The 18,220-nt window shown below is 34.0% G+C and carries 18 protein-coding genes and 1 riboswitch; of the genes, 7 read left to right on the forward strand and 11 right to left on the reverse strand.

The genetic code is table 11. The features are described 5' to 3' along the window. Positions 1 to 29: 29 nt before the first annotated feature. Both CJF12_RS02735 and metE read right to left on the reverse strand, forming a co-directional pair. Positions 30 to 476 carry a KTSC domain-containing protein gene (locus tag CJF12_RS02735; RefSeq protein ID WP_034681864.1) on the reverse strand — a complete coding sequence of 149 codons (447 nt, stop codon included), beginning with the start codon at positions 474 to 476 and terminating at the stop codon, positions 30 to 32. Positions 477 to 948: 472 nt separating this feature from the next. After that, positions 949 to 3,270 carry a 5-methyltetrahydropteroyltriglutamate--homocysteine S-methyltransferase gene (gene metE, locus CJF12_RS02740; RefSeq protein WP_034681863.1) on the reverse strand — a complete coding sequence of 774 codons (2,322 nt, stop codon included), beginning with the start codon at positions 3,268 to 3,270 and terminating at the stop codon, positions 949 to 951. 395 nt (positions 3,271 to 3,665) lie between these two features. Beyond that, positions 3,666 to 3,851, reverse strand: a riboswitch (cobalamin riboswitch). A 154-nt stretch (positions 3,852 to 4,005) separates the two neighbouring features. Between metE and CJF12_RS02745 the strand changes: the two genes are divergently transcribed. Then, positions 4,006 to 4,467, forward strand: coding sequence for an Lrp/AsnC family transcriptional regulator (locus CJF12_RS02745; protein WP_034681861.1), 462 nt, complete (start codon positions 4,006 to 4,008; stop codon positions 4,465 to 4,467). Positions 4,468 to 4,790: 323 nt separating this feature from the next. Here CJF12_RS02745 and CJF12_RS02750 read toward each other — a convergent pair whose 3' ends face one another. The 8 genes from CJF12_RS02750 to CJF12_RS02785 all read right to left on the reverse strand — a co-directional run bounded on the left by CJF12_RS02750 (position 4,791) and on the right by CJF12_RS02785 (position 12,151). After that, complete coding sequence (locus CJF12_RS02750; protein ID WP_034681857.1) at positions 4,791 to 5,372, reverse strand: hypothetical protein; 582 nt, start codon at positions 5,370 to 5,372, stop codon at positions 4,791 to 4,793. Positions 5,373 to 5,499: 127 nt separating this feature from the next. After that, positions 5,500 to 6,081: a GDP-mannose pyrophosphatase NudK gene (gene nudK / locus CJF12_RS02755; protein WP_034681855.1), complete on the reverse strand. Its 582-nt coding sequence runs from the start codon at positions 6,079 to 6,081 to the stop codon at positions 5,500 to 5,502. 210 nt (positions 6,082 to 6,291) lie between these two features. Then, positions 6,292 to 6,873 carry a Crp/Fnr family transcriptional regulator gene (locus CJF12_RS02760; RefSeq protein ID WP_034681852.1) on the reverse strand — a complete coding sequence of 194 codons (582 nt, stop codon included), beginning with the start codon at positions 6,871 to 6,873 and terminating at the stop codon, positions 6,292 to 6,294. A 145-nt stretch (positions 6,874 to 7,018) separates the two neighbouring features. Further along, positions 7,019 to 9,274: an ATP-binding cassette domain-containing protein gene (locus CJF12_RS02765; protein WP_034681850.1), complete on the reverse strand. Its 2,256-nt coding sequence runs from the start codon at positions 9,272 to 9,274 to the stop codon at positions 7,019 to 7,021. Positions 9,275 to 9,370: 96 nt separating this feature from the next. Then, positions 9,371 to 10,276, reverse strand: a complete 906-nt coding sequence (locus CJF12_RS02770) for a TIGR01777 family oxidoreductase (RefSeq protein ID WP_034681848.1) — start codon at positions 10,274 to 10,276, stop codon at positions 9,371 to 9,373. A gap of 22 nt (positions 10,277 to 10,298) precedes the next feature. After that, positions 10,299 to 10,643: a DUF2116 family Zn-ribbon domain-containing protein gene (locus tag CJF12_RS02775; RefSeq protein WP_034681846.1), complete on the reverse strand. Its 345-nt coding sequence runs from the start codon at positions 10,641 to 10,643 to the stop codon at positions 10,299 to 10,301. Between the two features lie 4 nt (positions 10,644 to 10,647). Continuing rightward, positions 10,648 to 11,244, reverse strand: coding sequence for an HPP family protein (locus CJF12_RS02780; protein WP_034681842.1), 597 nt, complete (start codon positions 11,242 to 11,244; stop codon positions 10,648 to 10,650). Between the two features lie 10 nt (positions 11,245 to 11,254). Continuing rightward, positions 11,255 to 12,151, reverse strand: a complete 897-nt coding sequence (locus tag CJF12_RS02785) for an arginase family protein (protein ID WP_034681838.1) — start codon at positions 12,149 to 12,151, stop codon at positions 11,255 to 11,257. Positions 12,152 to 12,411: 260 nt separating this feature from the next. Between CJF12_RS02785 and CJF12_RS02790 the strand changes: the two genes are divergently transcribed. The 6 genes from CJF12_RS02790 to hisS all read left to right on the forward strand — a co-directional run bounded on the left by CJF12_RS02790 (position 12,412) and on the right by hisS (position 17,149). Next, a complete protein-coding gene (locus tag CJF12_RS02790) occupies positions 12,412 to 12,798 on the forward strand; it encodes a tautomerase family protein (RefSeq protein WP_034681834.1) in 387 nt (128 codons plus the stop codon). A 12-nt stretch (positions 12,799 to 12,810) separates the two neighbouring features. After that, positions 12,811 to 13,290, forward strand: a complete 480-nt coding sequence (locus tag CJF12_RS02795) for a tautomerase family protein (RefSeq protein ID WP_228379058.1) — start codon at positions 12,811 to 12,813, stop codon at positions 13,288 to 13,290. 191 nt (positions 13,291 to 13,481) lie between these two features. After that, the gene (locus CJF12_RS02800; RefSeq protein ID WP_034681832.1) at positions 13,482 to 14,495 is read left to right on the forward strand and encodes an SBBP repeat-containing protein; all 1,014 of its coding nucleotides are present in this window, start codon (positions 13,482 to 13,484) and stop codon (positions 14,493 to 14,495) included. Positions 14,496 to 14,820: 325 nt separating this feature from the next. After that, complete coding sequence (locus tag CJF12_RS02810) at positions 14,821 to 15,159, forward strand: single-stranded DNA-binding protein (RefSeq protein ID WP_034681827.1); 339 nt, start codon at positions 14,821 to 14,823, stop codon at positions 15,157 to 15,159. Between the two features lie 13 nt (positions 15,160 to 15,172). After that, positions 15,173 to 15,628: an HRDC domain-containing protein gene (locus tag CJF12_RS02815; protein WP_084675594.1), complete on the forward strand. Its 456-nt coding sequence runs from the start codon at positions 15,173 to 15,175 to the stop codon at positions 15,626 to 15,628. Positions 15,629 to 15,781: 153 nt separating this feature from the next. After that, positions 15,782 to 17,149 carry a histidine--tRNA ligase gene (gene hisS, locus CJF12_RS02820; protein ID WP_034682014.1) on the forward strand — a complete coding sequence of 456 codons (1,368 nt, stop codon included), beginning with the start codon at positions 15,782 to 15,784 and terminating at the stop codon, positions 17,147 to 17,149. A 52-nt stretch (positions 17,150 to 17,201) separates the two neighbouring features. Here the strand turns inward: hisS and CJF12_RS02825 are convergent, their stop codons facing one another. Next, a complete protein-coding gene (locus tag CJF12_RS02825; protein ID WP_034681825.1) occupies positions 17,202 to 18,143 on the reverse strand; it encodes a ketopantoate reductase family protein in 942 nt (313 codons plus the stop codon). Positions 18,144 to 18,220 lie beyond the last annotated feature (77 nt).

Below are 18,220 nucleotides of genomic sequence, written 5' to 3' on the forward strand. Positions count from 1 at the left end.
GGAAGCCCTCATTTATTGTATACAGAAAGTTAATCTGCCATAACCTCACCTGACTTTCTGTAGATGAAATTTCCATAAATATGTCTTCTTGCAAAACGGCTTGGTGAATCTGCATTCACCATTTTGATATAGGTATTTCTAGGAACACCAATATATTCATACATTTTTCCATTCAAATGCTGAACTTTCAAAATCTGTTTTTCAAAATAGAAATCCTGAATGATTGATTTTGTAATTGTTTCCGTATATTCTTCTTTATATTTTTCCTGTGTTTCCGGATTGATGCTCACCAAAAAATGGTAGGCTTCAATTACAGATTTGCTTTTTTCCTCTGCTTCCAGTTTCCCAGCTTCGTCATTGATGAATTTATCAGGATGAGAATCTTTCATCGTATTCCTGTAAATTGTTTTTAATTCTTTTAAGGTAACCTCTTTATCAACCCCAAGAAGCTTTCTGTGTTCACCAATTCTTTTCATATGTAAATATTTATTGATTTTTAAGGGTATATACAATCGCTATCTTCATGAGTATTTTTATAATACGGCTATTAGCGATTCCATAATCCGAATCCTTTTTTCGGGGTGCAAAATTAGGTAATTAAATCCTAAAAATCATAACTTATTCATTATTAATTTATTTGGGTGGTATTTTATGTTGTCATAGTATAGAATTCATTAGGTTTTGAATAGAGTTATCTAATAATCCTTTTAGATAAAATCCGATTTTTTTGCCACGAATGCACGAATGTTTTTGATTTAGTATAAAATTATTTATTCGTGGCATTGTCATAAACTGAATAGGTTTTGGCTAAAGCCATTAAGAATGGTTTTTATATTTATAATGGGCTTTAGCTGCTTAACTTGATAGGATTAAGATCGGCTTTAGCCGAAATATAAAAAAGACAGGAGCCTAAACCCCTGTCTCTCCATAAAAAAAAATAATCAGTTTTTAAACTTTCTCTGTCTCATAGGCTGCAGCTACTTCTTTTGAAGCTGCTACCATAGCAATTAATGCTTTTTCAGTTTCATCCCAATGACGGGTTTTCAATCCACAGTCAGGGTTTACCCAAAGTTGTTCTGCGGGGATTACGGCTTGTGCTTTTTTCAATAATTCTACCATCTCTTCTTTTGATGGAACTCTTGGAGAATGGATGTCATACACTCCAGGGCCAATTTCGTTAGGATATTTAAAGTCTGCAAAGGCATTTAACAATTCCATTTGACTTCTGGAACATTCTATGGTGATCACATCAGCATCCATATCTGCAATATTGTGGATGATGTCATTAAACTCAGAATAACACATATGGGTATGGATCTGTGTAGCATCCTCAACACCACTTGCAGAGATTCTGAACGCTTCTACAGCCCATTGCAGGTAATTCTGCCATTCTGCTTTCCGTAGAGGAAGACCTTCTCTGATAGCCGGTTCATCGATCTGGATAATTCTGATACCTGCTTTCTCAAGATCACTAACCTCATCACGAATGGCTAAAGCAATCTGCTTGCAGGTTAAAGAACGAGGCTGGTCATCACGTACGAAAGACCACTGAAGAATAGTAACAGGGCCCGTCAACATTCCCTTAACCCATTTTTTGGTCAGAGATTGGGCATATTGAGACCAATATACTGTCATTGGTTGAGGTCTGTGGACATCTCCAAAAATTACAGGTGGCTTTACACATCTGCTTCCGTAACTCTGAACCCATCCGTTTTGAGTAAAAGCAAATCCTGCCAGTTGTTCCCCAAAATACTCAACCATATCATTACGCTCAAATTCTCCATGAACCAGCACATCAATTCCGATTTCCTCCTGCCAGTTAATCGTTCTCTGAGTTTCTTCTTTAAGTAATTGATCATACTCCTCTGCAGTAAGGTCTCCTTTCTTAAATTGAGCTCTCCAGCTTCTGACTTCTTTGGTTTGAGGGAAAGAGCCAATAGTTGTTGTTGGAAATAGTGGAAGTTCCAGTGCCCTCTGCTGTGCTTCTTTTCGCGCATTAAATGGACTGTTTCTCTGAGCGTCATTCTCTGTAGTAAGCTCAATGCGGCTTTTTACATCTTTATTATGAATTAGCGTTGAAACTTTACGGTTTTCAATGGCTTTTTTATTTTCCGCCAACTCCTGTAAGGTATTATAATCCGGGTTTTCTGATGCTAATTTCTTTAATAAAACAATTTCAGAAACCTTTTGTTTAGCAAAAGCCATCCATTGCTTGATCTCCGGAGATAATATTTTTTCATTTTTTTCAAGATCAAGATCGAAAGGAGTATGAAGCAGAGAGCATGACGGAGCGATAAAGACCCTTTCAGGACCCAGTGCAGCAATTGCTTTTTTAATCGAAACTAAAGACTGGCTGAAATCATTTTTCCAGATATTTCTTCCATCCACAACACCTAATGATAGAATTAATGTTTCAGGAATAGCATTAATCACTTCATCCAATTGTTCGGGAGCACGTACCAGATCAATATGCAAAGCATCGACCGGTAGGGTAGTCGCCAATGAAAGATTATCTTTTAGTCCATCAAAATAGGTAGTGATAAGAAACTTAAGATTCGGGAATTGTTGGGCAAGCTCAGTATAGACATTCGGATAAACTTCTTTAGCTTTTTGATCCAGGTCCAATGCTAAAAAAGGCTCATCAAACTGGATCCATTCGGCTCCGTTATTTTCCAGTTCTTTTAAGATCTCAGTATAGACCGGAAGAAGATTTTGGGTTAAATCTAATTTATTGAAACCTTCTTCCTTTTCTTTTCCTAATAGTAAGTAGGTTACCAGTCCAATAATTACTGGTTTAGCGTTGATCCCTTCTTCCTTTGCCTCAATAAATTCGTTGACGATTTTATTGGAGAATAGTTTAAACTTTTGATCCTTCTGAAATTCAGGGACAATATAATGGTAATTGGTATCGAACCACTTAGTCATTTCCATTGCGGTAATATCTAAACCCTCTTTTTGGTATCCTCTTGCCATTGCAAAATACAGATCCAGTTCTGTACTGGATTCTTTTGAAGCAATATCCTGATAGCGCGAAGGAATAGCACCAACGGATAAGGTGAGGTCTAAAACCTGGTCATAAAAGGAAAAATCATTCGTTGGAATAAGGTCAATTCCTGCTTCCTGCTGTAATTTCCAGTTTTGTTTTCTGATGGTTTTTCCAACCTCTAACAGTTCCTGTAATGATGTTTTACCTGCCCAATATTGTTCGCAGGCTTTTTTGAGTTCTCTGTTGCTGCCAATTCGCGGGTAGCCAAGGATGTGTGTTTGCATTTTTCTTTAAACTTTTAATTAAATTTTGTTTTAAAAGTTCTTATAATGCTTCGTAATGCAATCGGGGGTAAAGTTTTTGAGTAATGGAGAGATACAATATGGACGTAATTTTCAGATTGGTCGCCAATTTTAGAAGTTTCTTTTTAGCGCAAAGTTTATTTCTAATTCTCTCTATTTAATAAGGCAAAGGTGAAAATCAATAAAATTGATTTTGAAGAAGCGAACGCTATATCCATACGCTTCATCAGCGACATCGTCGCATTTCTTTGCTCCTTAAATCTAAGGAATCTCTATAAAAAATCTTTGCGTTTAAACTCATGCAAATCCAAGTTTAAACCAACCTAATACGTTCAAAAGTATCATCTGTATGACCAAAAGCTTCAGACCGCGAAAGCATTGTCAATTCGGAACAGGCAGGTCTCCTGACTTGTAACAGTTTCTGTCATCCTTCCCGCTTGACAGCAGTGGATCTCCAAGGACAAAAACCTTAATATGTTACTTACAGTTGCGCGACAGTTCGTGATTTTCACACGATTCCCTATTAATCTACCTTAAGTAAAACCTTTTCCGTTTGATGAAGTATGTTAAAGAACAAAATAGGGTGTAAAGGTATTAAATTAAGTTATTTAGTTGGATTTATTTTAAAAATTAGGGATAAAATTTTGTTTAAAATAGTTTGTAAAGATATTTATTCTGTAAATTTGAAATATTCAATCAAAAAAAGAATATTATCCTGTGGAAAGACTTGATGACAAGGATCTTCAATTGCTAAGAATCCTGCAAAAGAATGCTAAATTAACAGTAAAGGAACTGGCTAAAGAAATTAATCTTTCTCCATCACCTGTATTTGAACGGGTAAAAAGATTAGAGCAAGAAGGGTATATTAAACATTATGCAGCAGTTTTGGAAGCTGAGAAACTTAACCGGGGCTTTACTGTTTTCTGCCAGGTTAAACTAAAGATTCACGATCGTTCTGTGGGAAATGAGTTTGTGAAAGAAATTGTACAGATTGAAGAGGTTGCGGAATGTTATAATATTTCCGGAGATTTTGACTTTCTACTTAAAGTTCAGGTAAGAGATATGAAGCATTATCAGGATTTTGTTTTTAATAAACTAGGCACTGTAGATTCTATAGGAAGCACACACAGTACTTTCGTAATGGCTGAGGTGAAGAATAATCATGGGGTTACCATTTAAAAATTTAAAAGGAATATGACAAATGGTTAGTAGCCTCGAGATTCTGGTTAGGCTACAGTTAAAACGATATAATCAATATTTTTGTTGTAAATAATGGCACAAATAACTTTGCAAAAGATAGTATCTACGTATTGCTTATTTGTGAATATTAGTGTAGATATTAGTGGTATTTGTGTTTGAATTATTTATTTTTAAACACTAATGACACCAATTTATTTACGTTTTATTATTGAAGCTATATTATTTATGTTTCAATTTTTGAAGAATCTTTTACACTTCAAATTTTCAATCTTCATAGATACTTTAATTATTTTGATAATTTTCTAATCCAACCTCTGTTGCTGCAAATAGGTCAAGGTTGAATTTTTAATAAATTCTTCCATAGAGGTTTCTTTGTTTGCATTTTTATTGGTCAGTTCGATCAGATACTGGATTTGATTTCCTAGTTTATTGTCTTTGCAGGTAATTTTAAATCTTTTGGTTTTAGGAGATGAACCAAGAAAAGTAAGCTCAGTGGCATTGTTTAATTTAACATTGTTTACATCAAAACCGGCACGTGGATCTTTTTGAAGGCGTAAAAATCTTTTCTGAGTTCTATCTGTGCTTTCGTCTATAAATTTTTCCATCTGATAATCGGTTAGCAGCTGTGGATAAATTAACCCTTCTTCAAGCATTAAAACTGTTATTTTATCAGACTTATCATATAAGAAGGTCTTATCATCAAAGTGCGCGTAGCCATCCTTTACAATAATTTTACCTTCAAATTTTTTATAATTTTTCTTCTTATATTCATTTTTGAACTGTTCCACAATCGCTTTTTCCTTATTGCTCAAGGTTTCTTTTTTCTGACCAAAAACAGCTACTGATAGTGATAGTAACAGGATAAATGAAAATTTTCGTTTCATAATTTTTTTATTTTTTTAATAGCTTCTCTTTTTATTTTTAAGACATCCACGGGATATAAAATTGAAAAGAAAAGTACTCAATTTTATTTTAATACGGATTCCAGTATTTTTAGCAGCAAAGATGATGCTATAAAATATTTTTCACACGAATATGTTGAAGAAGCATGATTGTTTTGGCGTCTTTAATTTCTCCTGTATCAATCATAGCCAATGCTTCTTCAAAGGAAAACTCTAATACTTCAATATCTTCACCTTCTTCTTCCAATCCGCCGCCATCTGTTGTTTTCATTTCTTTTGAATATTCTGCAATGAAGAAATGAAGGATTTCAGTAACTGATCCGGGAGACATATAAGATTCAAAAATCTTTTCTACCTGGGAGATCTTGTAACCGGTTTCTTCTTCTGTTTCCCTTTTGATACAATCTTCAGGATTGTCATTATCTAATAAGCCGGCGCATGCTTCGATCAGCATTCCTGTTGAATTGCCATTAATGTAAGTAGGCAATCTGAATTGTCTGGTAAGGATAACCGTTTTTTGATCCTTATTGTAAAGCAGAATAACGGCTCCATTTCCTCTGTCATAAGCTTCTCTGCTTTGGGTTTGTATAGTTCCGTCAGTTTTTAGTTTTTCATAGGTTACTTTGTTTAAAGTATACCAGTTATCAGATAAGACTTCTGTTTTTATGATTTTTATGTTATGATTCTCCATGGGGGATATCTTCTATGTTATAATAAATTTTAAAACCTTTTTTTAGCAATTCTTACATTTTCATCAGTTCGTTTTGAACATCCTTCTATCCGTAAGATGGTATTACATTTTTCTATGATTCGACGAGCAATGGGTATTGTACATAATGTTTTCTTTTTGGATAAAATAATGAAACCTAACAGGGTGAAAAAATGAGATAGGTTAAGATATCTATTTTTTGTGCCGGTTTGCTTTGACAGCACTTAAAAATTCAGGTGTTATTCCGAGATAGGATGCCATTTGTTTTTGAGTGATTTGTTTTGCAGCTAAAGGATACTTTTGCAGAAACATATGATACCTTTCTTCGGCAGATAAAGAAAGGTTTTCTATATTCCGAAGTTGTTCTCTTGTATATGCATTCTCCATCATGATCCTAAAAAAACGTTCAAATTTGGGGACTTTCAGATAGAGATTATCCAGGTCCTTTTTCTGTAGCTGTAGGATAGTACTATCTTCCAGTGCTTCAATATTTAGCATGGCGTGTTTCTGATGGATAAAAGCATACATGTCAGTAATCCACCAATCGGGAGTGGCAAACAGAATGGTGGTTTCTTTCCCTGCTGCATCCATATAGAAAGCCCGTAAAATCCCTGATTGGACAAAATTGATTTCTTTACAAAGTTGCTGTTCTTTCAGGATCAGTTCTTTTTTACGGATTTTTCTTTCTTTCAATAAAGAATTGAAGTATACCACTTCTTCATTATTAAGTGAAACATGTTTAGCGATGTTCTTTAAAATCAAACTGTCATTCATGGTGCTTGAAGATACTTATTTCTCTAAATGTAAATCAGTGCTAAATTAGTGTTTATTTTTCAACAAGCTTTTAAAATTGGGAGATTCAGAGGATATTTATATTAAAATAATGTAAATAAGTTGTTAATGTTTTAACAGGATCATGCTATTTACCCTTCAAGTACTTTTTCAGGTATTTTGAAGTTTCAGAATGCTTGGCTGATAATAGGCTTTCAACAGTTCCTTCATAAATAATACTGCCTCCTAATTTACCTGCTCCGGGGCCTATATCGATGATCCAGTCTGCTTGGGCAATAATATCCAGATTATGTTCAATAACGATTAGGGTATTCCCTTTATTAACCAACTCATCAAAGAATGAGAGTAGTTTTTCATTGTCGATAGGATGGAGACCGGTACTGGGCTCGTCTAGAATAATAACCTGATCGGTATTATTAAGCTCTTTTGTTAATTTTAAACGCTGTCTTTCACCACCCGAAAAACTATCAAGACGTTGTCCAAGGGTAAGATAATCTAAACCAAGCTTGATCAATAGATTAAGCTCATGTCCGAATTCTGATTTAGGGAAGAAATGCAATGCTTCCAAAACAGTCATGTCCATAACATCTGCAATGTTTTTGTGATGATACTGGTATTGTAAAACTTCTGGTTTATATCCTGAACCCAGACAAACTTCACAAGGCTGCTCGATATCATCCATAAAGGCGAGATCTATTTTTTCAACGCCTAAACCTCTGCAATTGGGACATGCACCTTCTCCGTTTCTGCTAAAAAGTTTTTCTGAAACATGATTAGCATTAGAAAATAGCTTTCTGACAATATTGGAGAGATTGAGGTACGTCAATAAATTAGAACGGCTACTGGCTGTAAATACAGATTGATCTACAACGGTTACCTGTGGATAGGACATGGGTAAAACTTTATTGATTAAAGTACTTTTCCCAGAGCCTGCAACACCAGTTACTACAGTCATTATTCCTGTAGGTATTTTTACACTTACATCTTTCAGGTTATGGAGATGAGCATGTTGTATATCAAGATAACCTTTAGCTGTGCGGGGTTTTGTATTGTAGTCACGGACTTTACTAAAATAGCTGCCGGTTTTGCTTTTAGCGTGTTTTAAATCTTTAAAACTTCCCTGATACATAATCTCTCCACCATTTTTTCCTGAATCGGGTCCCATGTCTACAATGAGATCGGCTATTTTAATAAGATCAGGATCATGTTCAACAATCAATACCGTATTGCCTTTATCCCTTATTTTTTTGATGATATCTACAATATGGTCAATATCTTTAGGATGTAGTCCAATACTGGGCTCGTCAAAGATATATAATAAATCAACCAGGCTGTTTCCTAATTGTTTGACCATCTTGATTCGTTGTGACTCTCCGCCTGAAAGTGTATCGGTTTGTCTGTCCAATGTAAGATATTGCAGACCTATGTCAATAAGGTTCTGTAACTTTTTTTCAAGTTCCTGCAGAATGGAAGAATACATTTCAGAAGGTAATGCTTGTATAAAAAGTAACAAATCATCAATAGGCATTGCAGTACAATCTGCAATATTTTTACCCTTAATTTTACATGACAGGACTTTTGAATTCAAACGCTTTCCTTTACAGACAGGGCATTCTTTGGTAATGATTACTTTATTTAAAGTGTCTTTTCGGGTGATATTTTCTTTAGAATCCTTTTTCAGAAAAGAGTTCTCAATTCTTGGAATGATACCTTTGTATTTTACAGTCTTTCCCCAGTTTTTAGAAGGTTTTTTAGGAGTATGCTCTTCTGCATTCAATAATAAGTCCCATTCTTCTTTGGTATAGTCTTTTAGCTTTTTATCATTATCAAAATATCCGGATTCAGTATAACGTGTAAGACGCCATCCACCTGACTGAAAGGTTGGAAATTGTATTGCCCCTTCATTTAATGATTTATTTTTATTGAATAAGGTTTCTATATTCACGGCTTGTACAAATCCCAGTCCTTCACACTCCGGACACATTCCTTGCGGATTATTAAATGAGAATACATTAGAATAGCCCACAAAAGGTTTTCCCATTCTTGAGAAAAGCAGCCGGAGTGAAGCATAGATATCAGTTGCTGTTCCTACTGTTGATCGTGCATTTCCGCCTAATCTTTTTTGATTGATAATAAAAGGAACATTGAGGTTTTCGATTTTGTCTACATTGGGAACACCAAAATGCTGTAGACGGTTTCTAATGAAACTGTTTTGTGTTTCATTGATCTGGCGTTGGGCTTCTGCACCAATGGTCTCAAATACCAGAGAAGATTTTCCTGAGCCTGAAACTCCTGTAAATACAGTAATTTTATTTTTAGGAATTTGTAATGAAATGTTTTTAAGATTATTCTGTCTTGCTTTGGTAACAATGATGTCTTTCATAATTTAATATTAATAAGTGAATCAATGACTAAGATAAGAACGGGATACAATCTAAAAGTGTATCATTTTGACCAGAAGAATAATACTTCTGTAATTTTAATTTTTTAGTAAATTTTCCAGTGCCTTCTTTAAATAAGGAAATTGAAACTGAAAGCCTGCATCATGTAGCTTTTGTGAATTTACTCTGGAGCCCTCTAATAAAGCAATTGACAGCTCACCAAATATTATTTTTAAAATAAATGCAGGGATATTAGGCATCAATAGAGGTTTTTTTAAAACTTCAGCGATTTTTTTTGTGAAATTTTCATTGGTAGTATGCTCTGGCGAGGCTGAGTTATAGGCCCCTTTTATGTGTGGATTCTTTAGTGCAAATTCATAAATAGCACTGATGTCTTTGAGATGGATCCATGGCATGTACTGTTGACCACTTCCTAACGGTGATCCAATCCAGAATTGGATGGGAACTGCCATTTTCTTTAAGGCTCCCTCTTTTTCAGAAAGTACAATAGATGTTCTTATCTTTACAACTCTTTCAGCGGCACCCTCCTCTAAAAATTTATCGGCAGCCTGTTCCCATAAAACAACTACTTTTCCAAGGAAGTCATCGGCTTTTTCATCTTGTTCAGAATATATTTTTTGAGAGGTCTTCGCTCCATATATTCCTATCGCAGAAGCAGAGATAAAAGACTTCAGTCTGATGTTTTTCTTTTTTAAAGTTTCTAGGATCAGTTTTGCAGAATCTGTACGGCTGGAAATAATTTCTTTTTTCCTTTCTGCAGTCCATCTTTTTTCAGAAATATTGGCTCCGGCCAGATGGATAATATGACTTACATTATCAAATGCAGATTCATCTATTGTTCCTCGATTAATATCCCATTCATATTCATTGCTTTGTTTCTTTTTTCGGGTTAAAAGCCTAACCTCATATTCCTGATTAATATTTTCAGATAATTCTCGGGTGACCATGCCATTAGCTCCGGTAATCAAAACAACTTCTTTCATAGGTATTAATTTTAGTGGGTACTTATGCCTGATTTCTCACGATCAGAACAAAATCTTCTTCTAAAAGCTTATAACCATAATCATAAATGAACTTATATTCAGAACCGTTTTTATAAACTTTTATGTTGGTGAAATAATCAAAATCAAAACCTAGGCCATCCAGCTTCGATCTGGAAATTTTAGTTTTACCATCGATGTTTACCTCTGTCAGAATACGGTAATTTTTACGGAGTTTGTTATTGATATTCCGCATCATGTTATTAGAATCTTTGTTCTGTTTATTGTTGTAGGCGTTTCGGCAGGCATCATTACAGAACTTTTTATCAGACCTTCCAAGTATTTTTTCGCCACATTCAAGACAATTCATACTATTATTTTTTCATTTTATGTTCATGTTTTTTCTTTAATAGTCTTTTTAATCTGCTGTGATTAGGATAGCTTCTGTTAGGGGTAATATTGTTGAAAAATAAAGCTACAAGTAGTAGAATGACGCATCCTGAAAGAACAGGGGATAGAGCATACCAATATCCAAGTTCAGGAATTTTCCCCGATGAGGTAACGGCAATCAGTGCTGTAGCACCACCCGGTGGGTGAAGGGTTTTTGTATACTGCATTAAAACAATTGAAAATGCAACGGCTAATGGTGCGGAAAGCCAGAGAATATCGGGAACAATTTTATAAATGGTGACACCTACCAATGCAGAGAGAACATGCCCGCCAATTAAATTTCTGGGTTGTGCCAGAGGGCTTTGGATAGCTCCGTAAATCAAAACACTGGAGGCTCCGAATGAACCGATAAGGAAAATGTTTTCCTGTTCCAAAAGATAATGGGATTGTATAAATGCAATAATTCCAATTCCAAAAAAGGCCCCTAAAAAAGACCAAAAATGTTCCTTGTAATCTACAAGTGTTTCTTTATAAATTACATATTTTGAAACTCTGAATGTTCTTTTTATTTTCTGCCTCATGTATTCTTCTTTATTTTTTTATCAATTGGGTTAAATTTTCAATAAAAGCCTTTGTATAAAGGCCTTCTTTATCATAATCAGGATCTAATATAGTGATTTCAATTCCGATACATTTTTCATTTTCAAACAATGGTAATAAAATATCTTTAAGATCATCATAGCTTATCCCATCTTCCATTCTACTGTCTACTGCAGGCATAATTTCATCTTTTAAAACATCCACATCAAAGTGTATGAAAAAGCCATCCAGTTTTTTTTCATGAACCATTTTCAAAAAATCTTCAGCCGTTTTTTTGAAACCGTTTTTTCTGAGCTGATAAAGATCAAAATAATGAATGCCGGAATGAATAATCTGATCAACGTATTCCTGGTCATCCGTTTCTGCATTCCCGACACAAAATATATTTTCTTCTGAAAAATAGGGCTTTAAATTTTTAATATTGGTAAGCTTTTCATGTCCCATTCCTGTTACAATCGCCAGATCCATTCCTGCAATACCTCCGCTGGGAGAAAGTTGGGGCGGAATATAATCGGTATGACCATCCAAATAAAATAAACCGAAGTTTCCCAGTTGTTTTAATGCAATGGCGTTTCCTATGAGGATACTGCAGTCACCACCAAGCATAATATTGAAAATATTTTTATCAAAATTTTCAAGGATAAGCTCAGATTGTTTTTCAGCATATTCAATTATCTGATTTGGATTTTTAACGCTGGTATCAGTATCAAAATCCATAGCATATTCGGGAGCTTCCAGTCTGAAAATATTTTTGGGGTTGATTTTTTCGTGAAATCCGAATTTCCGAAGCCATTCAGGAAGCTTTTTAACACCCGGCTCAGTTTCGTGATCTTTTTTTGTCAAACCTAAGTTAAGGGGGAACTCAAAAATAGTAATCTCTCTTTTCATACTATAATTTATACTTCAAAGATACGGATTTATCCATTTTCAAACGATTACAAATGAATTATAAATCTGTAAAATTGGTAAAAGAAACAGTAATTGGTATAAGGTTATTATGATGGGTTACTTGTTAAATTTGTTTTATACCTGGGTTTTTATAAAGATATATTAAATAATGTTAGGTATTTATTGACATATAATAACAAAATGAAATAACTATTTATCAGAAATATAAAATAAGTAATTAATCAAAAAATAAAAGTATTATGCCATTAGTTAGAATTGACGTTATAGAAGGAAGATCAGATAAAGAACTGACCCTTCTTGCAGATACAATACAGGAAGTATTGATTGAAACATTTGCCGCACCGGAGCTTGATCGTTATCAGGTTATTCACGAACACAGAAAAGGTCTTATAAAAGCATTAGATACTGGATTAGGCTACAAAAGAACTGATCAGCTGGTTCTTCTCCAGATTACACATCAGGGACGTAATAGACAACAAAAAGAAAAAATGTATGCTGCAATGAGCCAGAAGCTTGAAAAAATAGGAATTTCTCCTACGGATTTAATTATTTCATTAATTGAAAATAATAAAGAAGATTGGTCATTTGGATTGGGAAGAGCACAATTCCTTACCGGAGAATTATAATAAATTAATAGTATGCATCGTCGAAAATTTATTAAACAGGTTGGGATTGGATTTGTGGCTTTACAATTCCTTCCAACATTGGGTCTTGCCCAATCAAGGAAAGATAATAAGGCTTATAGTAGTCTGCCCTTGGTAAGAATTGATGTAGTTAAAGGAGAGCGGAGTGATAAAGAATTGGCTGAGCTTGCAGATGTAATACAGGAGGTATTGGTCAAGACTTTCAATGCACCACCCAAGGATCGTTATCAAATTATTCATGAGCACAAAAAAGGACTGATAAAAACACTGGATACTGGACTTGGGTACCCCAGAACTAATAAAATTGTGATTCTGCAGATTACCCAACAAGGAAGAACAAGAACTCAAAAACAAGCCATGTATGAGGCTATGGGTAAAAGTTTAGAAAAGATTGGAGTTCCACAAACAGATCTTATCATTAGTGTCAGTGAAAATACATTGGAAGATGGGTTCTTGGGATTGAATAAAGCTTAGTTCGTTATGAAAGAATTTACAAAAGAGAGATTCAAATTATTGAAATAATCTGGCATCAATAAAAACTTAAAATTTTGACCTTGCTCAATTATATATAGATTCATTTTTTTACATAAAAACAATGAATTTTGAACTGGATCTGCTAATGACTTGTAAGTCGTTATTACTAATATTAAAATAAAACACTCATTATGAATAAAAAAACAAGTATTCTTAAAAATTCCTTATGCCTGACAATACTGTCATTAAGTCTTGCAGCCTGTAATAATAGTGATCGTGAAGACAATACCCCTGCAACTGTATTGTCGGAAAATTATTCATTTAAATCTACAGGTTTTTATCCTGAGGGAATTGATTTTGACACAAAAAACAACCATTTTGTAATCAGTTCCTTTCGGAAGGGCACTGTATATACTTTAAGTGCTGATGGAAAAGAATTCACTCAATTGGTAGATGATGCTAACCTGATTGCTGCTTTGGGAGTATATACTGATGAAGCTAATGATAGAATCATTGTTGCGAGTGGAGATGCTGGAGCTTCAGAAAAAAGTGGTGCGAATGGAAGTACAGCGGGGCAGAAGGCCTATGTCGGAATTTACAATGCAAAAACAGGTGTTCTAATCAAAAGTATTGATCTAAAACCTCTTGTTACGTCCGGTGGTGTATTTCCTAATGATATTGCTATGGATGGAAACGGAAATATTTATGTTACCGATTCCTTTTCGCCAATTATCTATAAAATTGATCAAAATTATAATGCTTCAGTGTTTATAAGTAATAATAATTTTTCAGCTCCTCAAGGGTCTTTTGGACTTAATGGGATTGTTTATAAAGATGGTTATCTTATTGTATCACATACTCAAGCTGCTAAGCTTTTCAAAATTAATATTGCTGATAATAGTGTCGCAGAAATTACGGGCTTAAACAATGCCTTTAAAGCACCTGACGGATTGGAGTGGAAGGATAATAATCTCATTGTTGTAGAAAATGGATTAGGTGAGGGCAAAGTACATCTACTTTCCACCAGTAATGATTGGGTTTCATCCTCAAAAATTAAAGAATCCACCATTGGTAAAACTGAATTCCCAACGACCGCATTTGCTGCTAATAATGGAACTGTGTATGTACTTCAGTCCTATCTTGGGAAATTGTTAGGCGGTGATGCTTCACAAATAGATTATCAAATAAAAGGAATAAAATTTTAATACATTTTTTTACCCAAGTTTTCTAGGTGAAGTTGTGAAGCTTTTAACAACTGAGTAATTTTATAATTTTTTGTTAACCGTAAATTAAAGAAGACCTCAAATAGTGACTCTTTTTCATAAGTATAATTATTTAATTGATAAAGATTAGAAGTTGGCTGGATTGGCCTGAATTTTATGAAAACATTATCCGTTTGCAAACGACTACAAACGAATTTAAATAATTTGTAACCGACTTAAATGTGTGGGTTTGTCAATCTTTGCAACAGAGGTTTGAGAAAACAGTGAACGCTCTTACCTAAATTATTAATCTTTAAAAATTATAGTTATGTCACTAAGAAACAAAGTAACATTAATTGGTTACACAGGAAAAGAGGTTGAAATGGTAAACTTCGATAATGGAAATGTAAAAGCAAATGTGTCTTTAGCAACGAGTGATCATTACACCAATGCAAAAGGTGAAAAAGTAGAAGAAACACAATGGCATAATCTGGTGGCTTTCGGAAAAGTAGCTGAAATCTTTGAGAAATATGTTCCCAAAGGAAAAGAGATAGCTGTTGAAGGAAAACTGACTTATCGGTCTTATGATGATAAAGAAGGAGTGAAACGATACATTACGGAAATCAGAGTAGATGAAATCCTACTGCTGGGAGGAGGTAATAAATAATATAAAAACACAAATGATGAAAATAAAAGTTTTTAAAATAAGATTGCCTCAGGAATACTTACATAAAGATCAGAAGGCATTAGATGATTTTTTGAGCAGTCATGAAATTATAAAAACAGAAACGGCGTTTGTTCAGGATGAAAATTACTGGTCTGTCGTTCTGTATTTTGAAGAGTTTAAAACAACAGGAACAAGTGTCAAAGAATCCAAAGTCATAAAGTATTCTGCAGAAAATGATGTATTAAGTGCAGATGAGGTGAAAATTCTAGATGCCTTAAAATTATGGAGATCGGAAAAGGCAAGAGAACAAAGCCTTCCTACTTATTTTATTGCGAGTAATAAGGAGCTGATGTCAGTTGCTAAATATAAGCCTGCTAAGAAAGAAGAACTATTAGAGATCAAAGGCTTTGGTAAGCACAAAATAGAAAATTATGGAGAGGAGATACTTGAAATTCTGGAAAGTATTTGATTTTTAATAGATCAATAAAAAACACAAATGATGAGATATTATGAAAGAAGCTGAAGGAAATTATTTTCTTCAGCTTCTATGTTATTTAAAAGTCCTTTCAATTCCTTATTTTTGCAAGACTTATCAATATTATTATCATTTATCTATTATAAAATGAAACCAAGCTTAGCAAAAGGGACAAGAGATTTTACCGCACAGGAAGTTTCAAGAAGAAAATATATCATTAATATCTTACAGAACAATTTTGAATTATTTGGATTCCAGCCTTTGGAAACACCAAGCTTTGAAAATCTGTCTACATTAACCGGGAAATATGGAGAAGAAGGAGATCGCCTGATATTTAAGATCCTTAACTCAAGTATTAATGAAGCAAAAGAAGAGAAGAAGGCACAAATGCTGAATGACTTCCAGCGAGCTTTAGACAAGCCTTTCAGTTCAGAAAGCTTGACAGATAAAGCGCTTCGTTATGATCTTACTGTACCTTTTGCGCGATTTGTAGCCATGAATCACGGACAACTTACATTTCCATACAAGCGTTACCAGATACAGCCGGTTTGGAGAGCAGATCGTCCTCAAAAAGGAAGATTCAGAGAGTTTTATCAGTGTGATGCCGATGTTGTAGGAAGTGAAAGCCTTTTACAGGAAGTAGATCTGATTCAGTTGTATTTAAAATCGTTTGCTGATTTAAAAGTTTCTGTTACTATTCATGTTAATAATAGAAAGATTCTTTCCGGCTTAGCTGAATATGCAGGGATTACAGACAAGCTAATTGATTTTACAGTAGCTCTTGATAAATTGGATAAAATAGGAAAAGAAGGAGTCGTAAAAGAATTGTTAGAGAGAGAAATTTCACAAGATTCTATAGATAAACTGGATTTCTTATTTTCTCAGTCTGATGATGCATTAGAAAATCTTCTCCAGCTTAAAGAAAAATTCATAGGGAATGAAATAGGACTTAAAGGAGTAGAAGAATTAGAATTTGTTCTTACCCAGTCTCTCAGCCTTGGGGTTGACATCCAAAACCTTGTTTTTGATATTACATTAGCGAGAGGGCTGGACTATTATACAGGGGCTATCTTCGAAGTAAAAGCTGATGAAGCTCAAATGGGATCTATCGGTGGTGGTGGAAGATATGATAATCTTACAGAAGTTTTTGGAGTTAAAAATATTCCCGGAATTGGTATTTCTTTTGGACTAGACAGAATTTATTTAGTAATGGAAGAGCTGGATCTTTTCCCTAAAGAAGCCACTTCAAAAGTAGAATATTTATTTGCTAATTTCGGAGGTGAAGAAACAGTGGAAGCTTTAAAATTGATTATGCAGTTAAGAGCAAAAGGTATTTCTGCTGAGCTCTACCCTGAAAGTTCAAAAATCAACAAACAGTTCACTTATGCTGAGAAGAAAGGAATTAAAAACCTAGTATTTTTAGGAGAAGAAGAACTTAAAAACAGAACCGTAACCTTTAAGAACCTTGAAGCGGGGGAACAAAAGACAGTTTCTCTGGAAGAGTTTTTAGGATAAAAAAAATAAACAATAAAAAGAGTCTCCTTAAATAACTAAAGAGACTCTTTTTTTATTGTAGCTTAGCTTTTATCGCTTCATATATTTTTCGAGTGTAAGGTACTTCAATGTCTGATTCACTTCCGTATCTGATAATGGCTCCGGCAAATAATTCTAACTCACTGTTTTCTTTCCCGGAATTGATATCCAATTGTAAAGATGTTGGTGTTTCATAAGGGAATGTAGACGCTTTTTCAAAAGTTTTTTCAACAATATTCTCGTCCAGATGAATATCTTTCTTCTTAGCAATTGATTGTATTTCTTTCATTATTTCTTTTGCCTCATTATTTTGTAATGAATCCGTACAAACTTTGCCAATAGAAGAGTTGTGTAAAGCTGTCACCAGTCCAAAACTTGCTATGAAAGTAAATTTTGTCCAAATATCGGTCAATGGATTATCTTTAAATTCAAAATCAATATGGCTTGTTTCGAGCATTGTAATTATCCAGCTGATATCTTCGGAAGGATGTTGAGGGTCTTTACCCAATATTATTTTACCCGCACTTCCTTTATGCTCAACCACTCCTTTTTCCTTGATATGAGAAGCTACATAAATACAAGAAGGTAAAATAACATGATCAGGAATGATTTTTCTTATTCTATCATAAATGTCTGCTCCATTCATCATCGGTAATAGAACCGTATGTTCATTAATGACTTCTTTTAATTCCTCACAAACTCTTTCTAAATCATATTCTTTAACACAAATCAATACAAGATCAGGATTCACTAGATCACTAATGTTTTCATACACTTCATTAGGTTGTGTTGTGTTATGACGATGCTCTGTTGAAATTAGTGTCAGTCCTTCTTCTTTTACTTTTTTGTAGGTTTCACCTCTGGCTATAAATGATATGATATATTGTTGAAAAGTTTTATTGTTTTGGCTGATTTTAAATCCAAAATAACCACCGACACCCCCAAGTCCAATGACTACAACATGTTTTTTACTCATAATATTTTACTGATTTATTAATTTTTTACTAATAATAAAGATGGCAATTTATTTTAACAATAAAAAAAGATATAATC

Source organism: Chryseobacterium piperi (genome assembly GCF_002285635.2).
In the GTDB taxonomy this organism is placed as follows: Bacteria; Bacteroidota; Bacteroidia; order Flavobacteriales; family Weeksellaceae; genus Chryseobacterium; species Chryseobacterium piperi.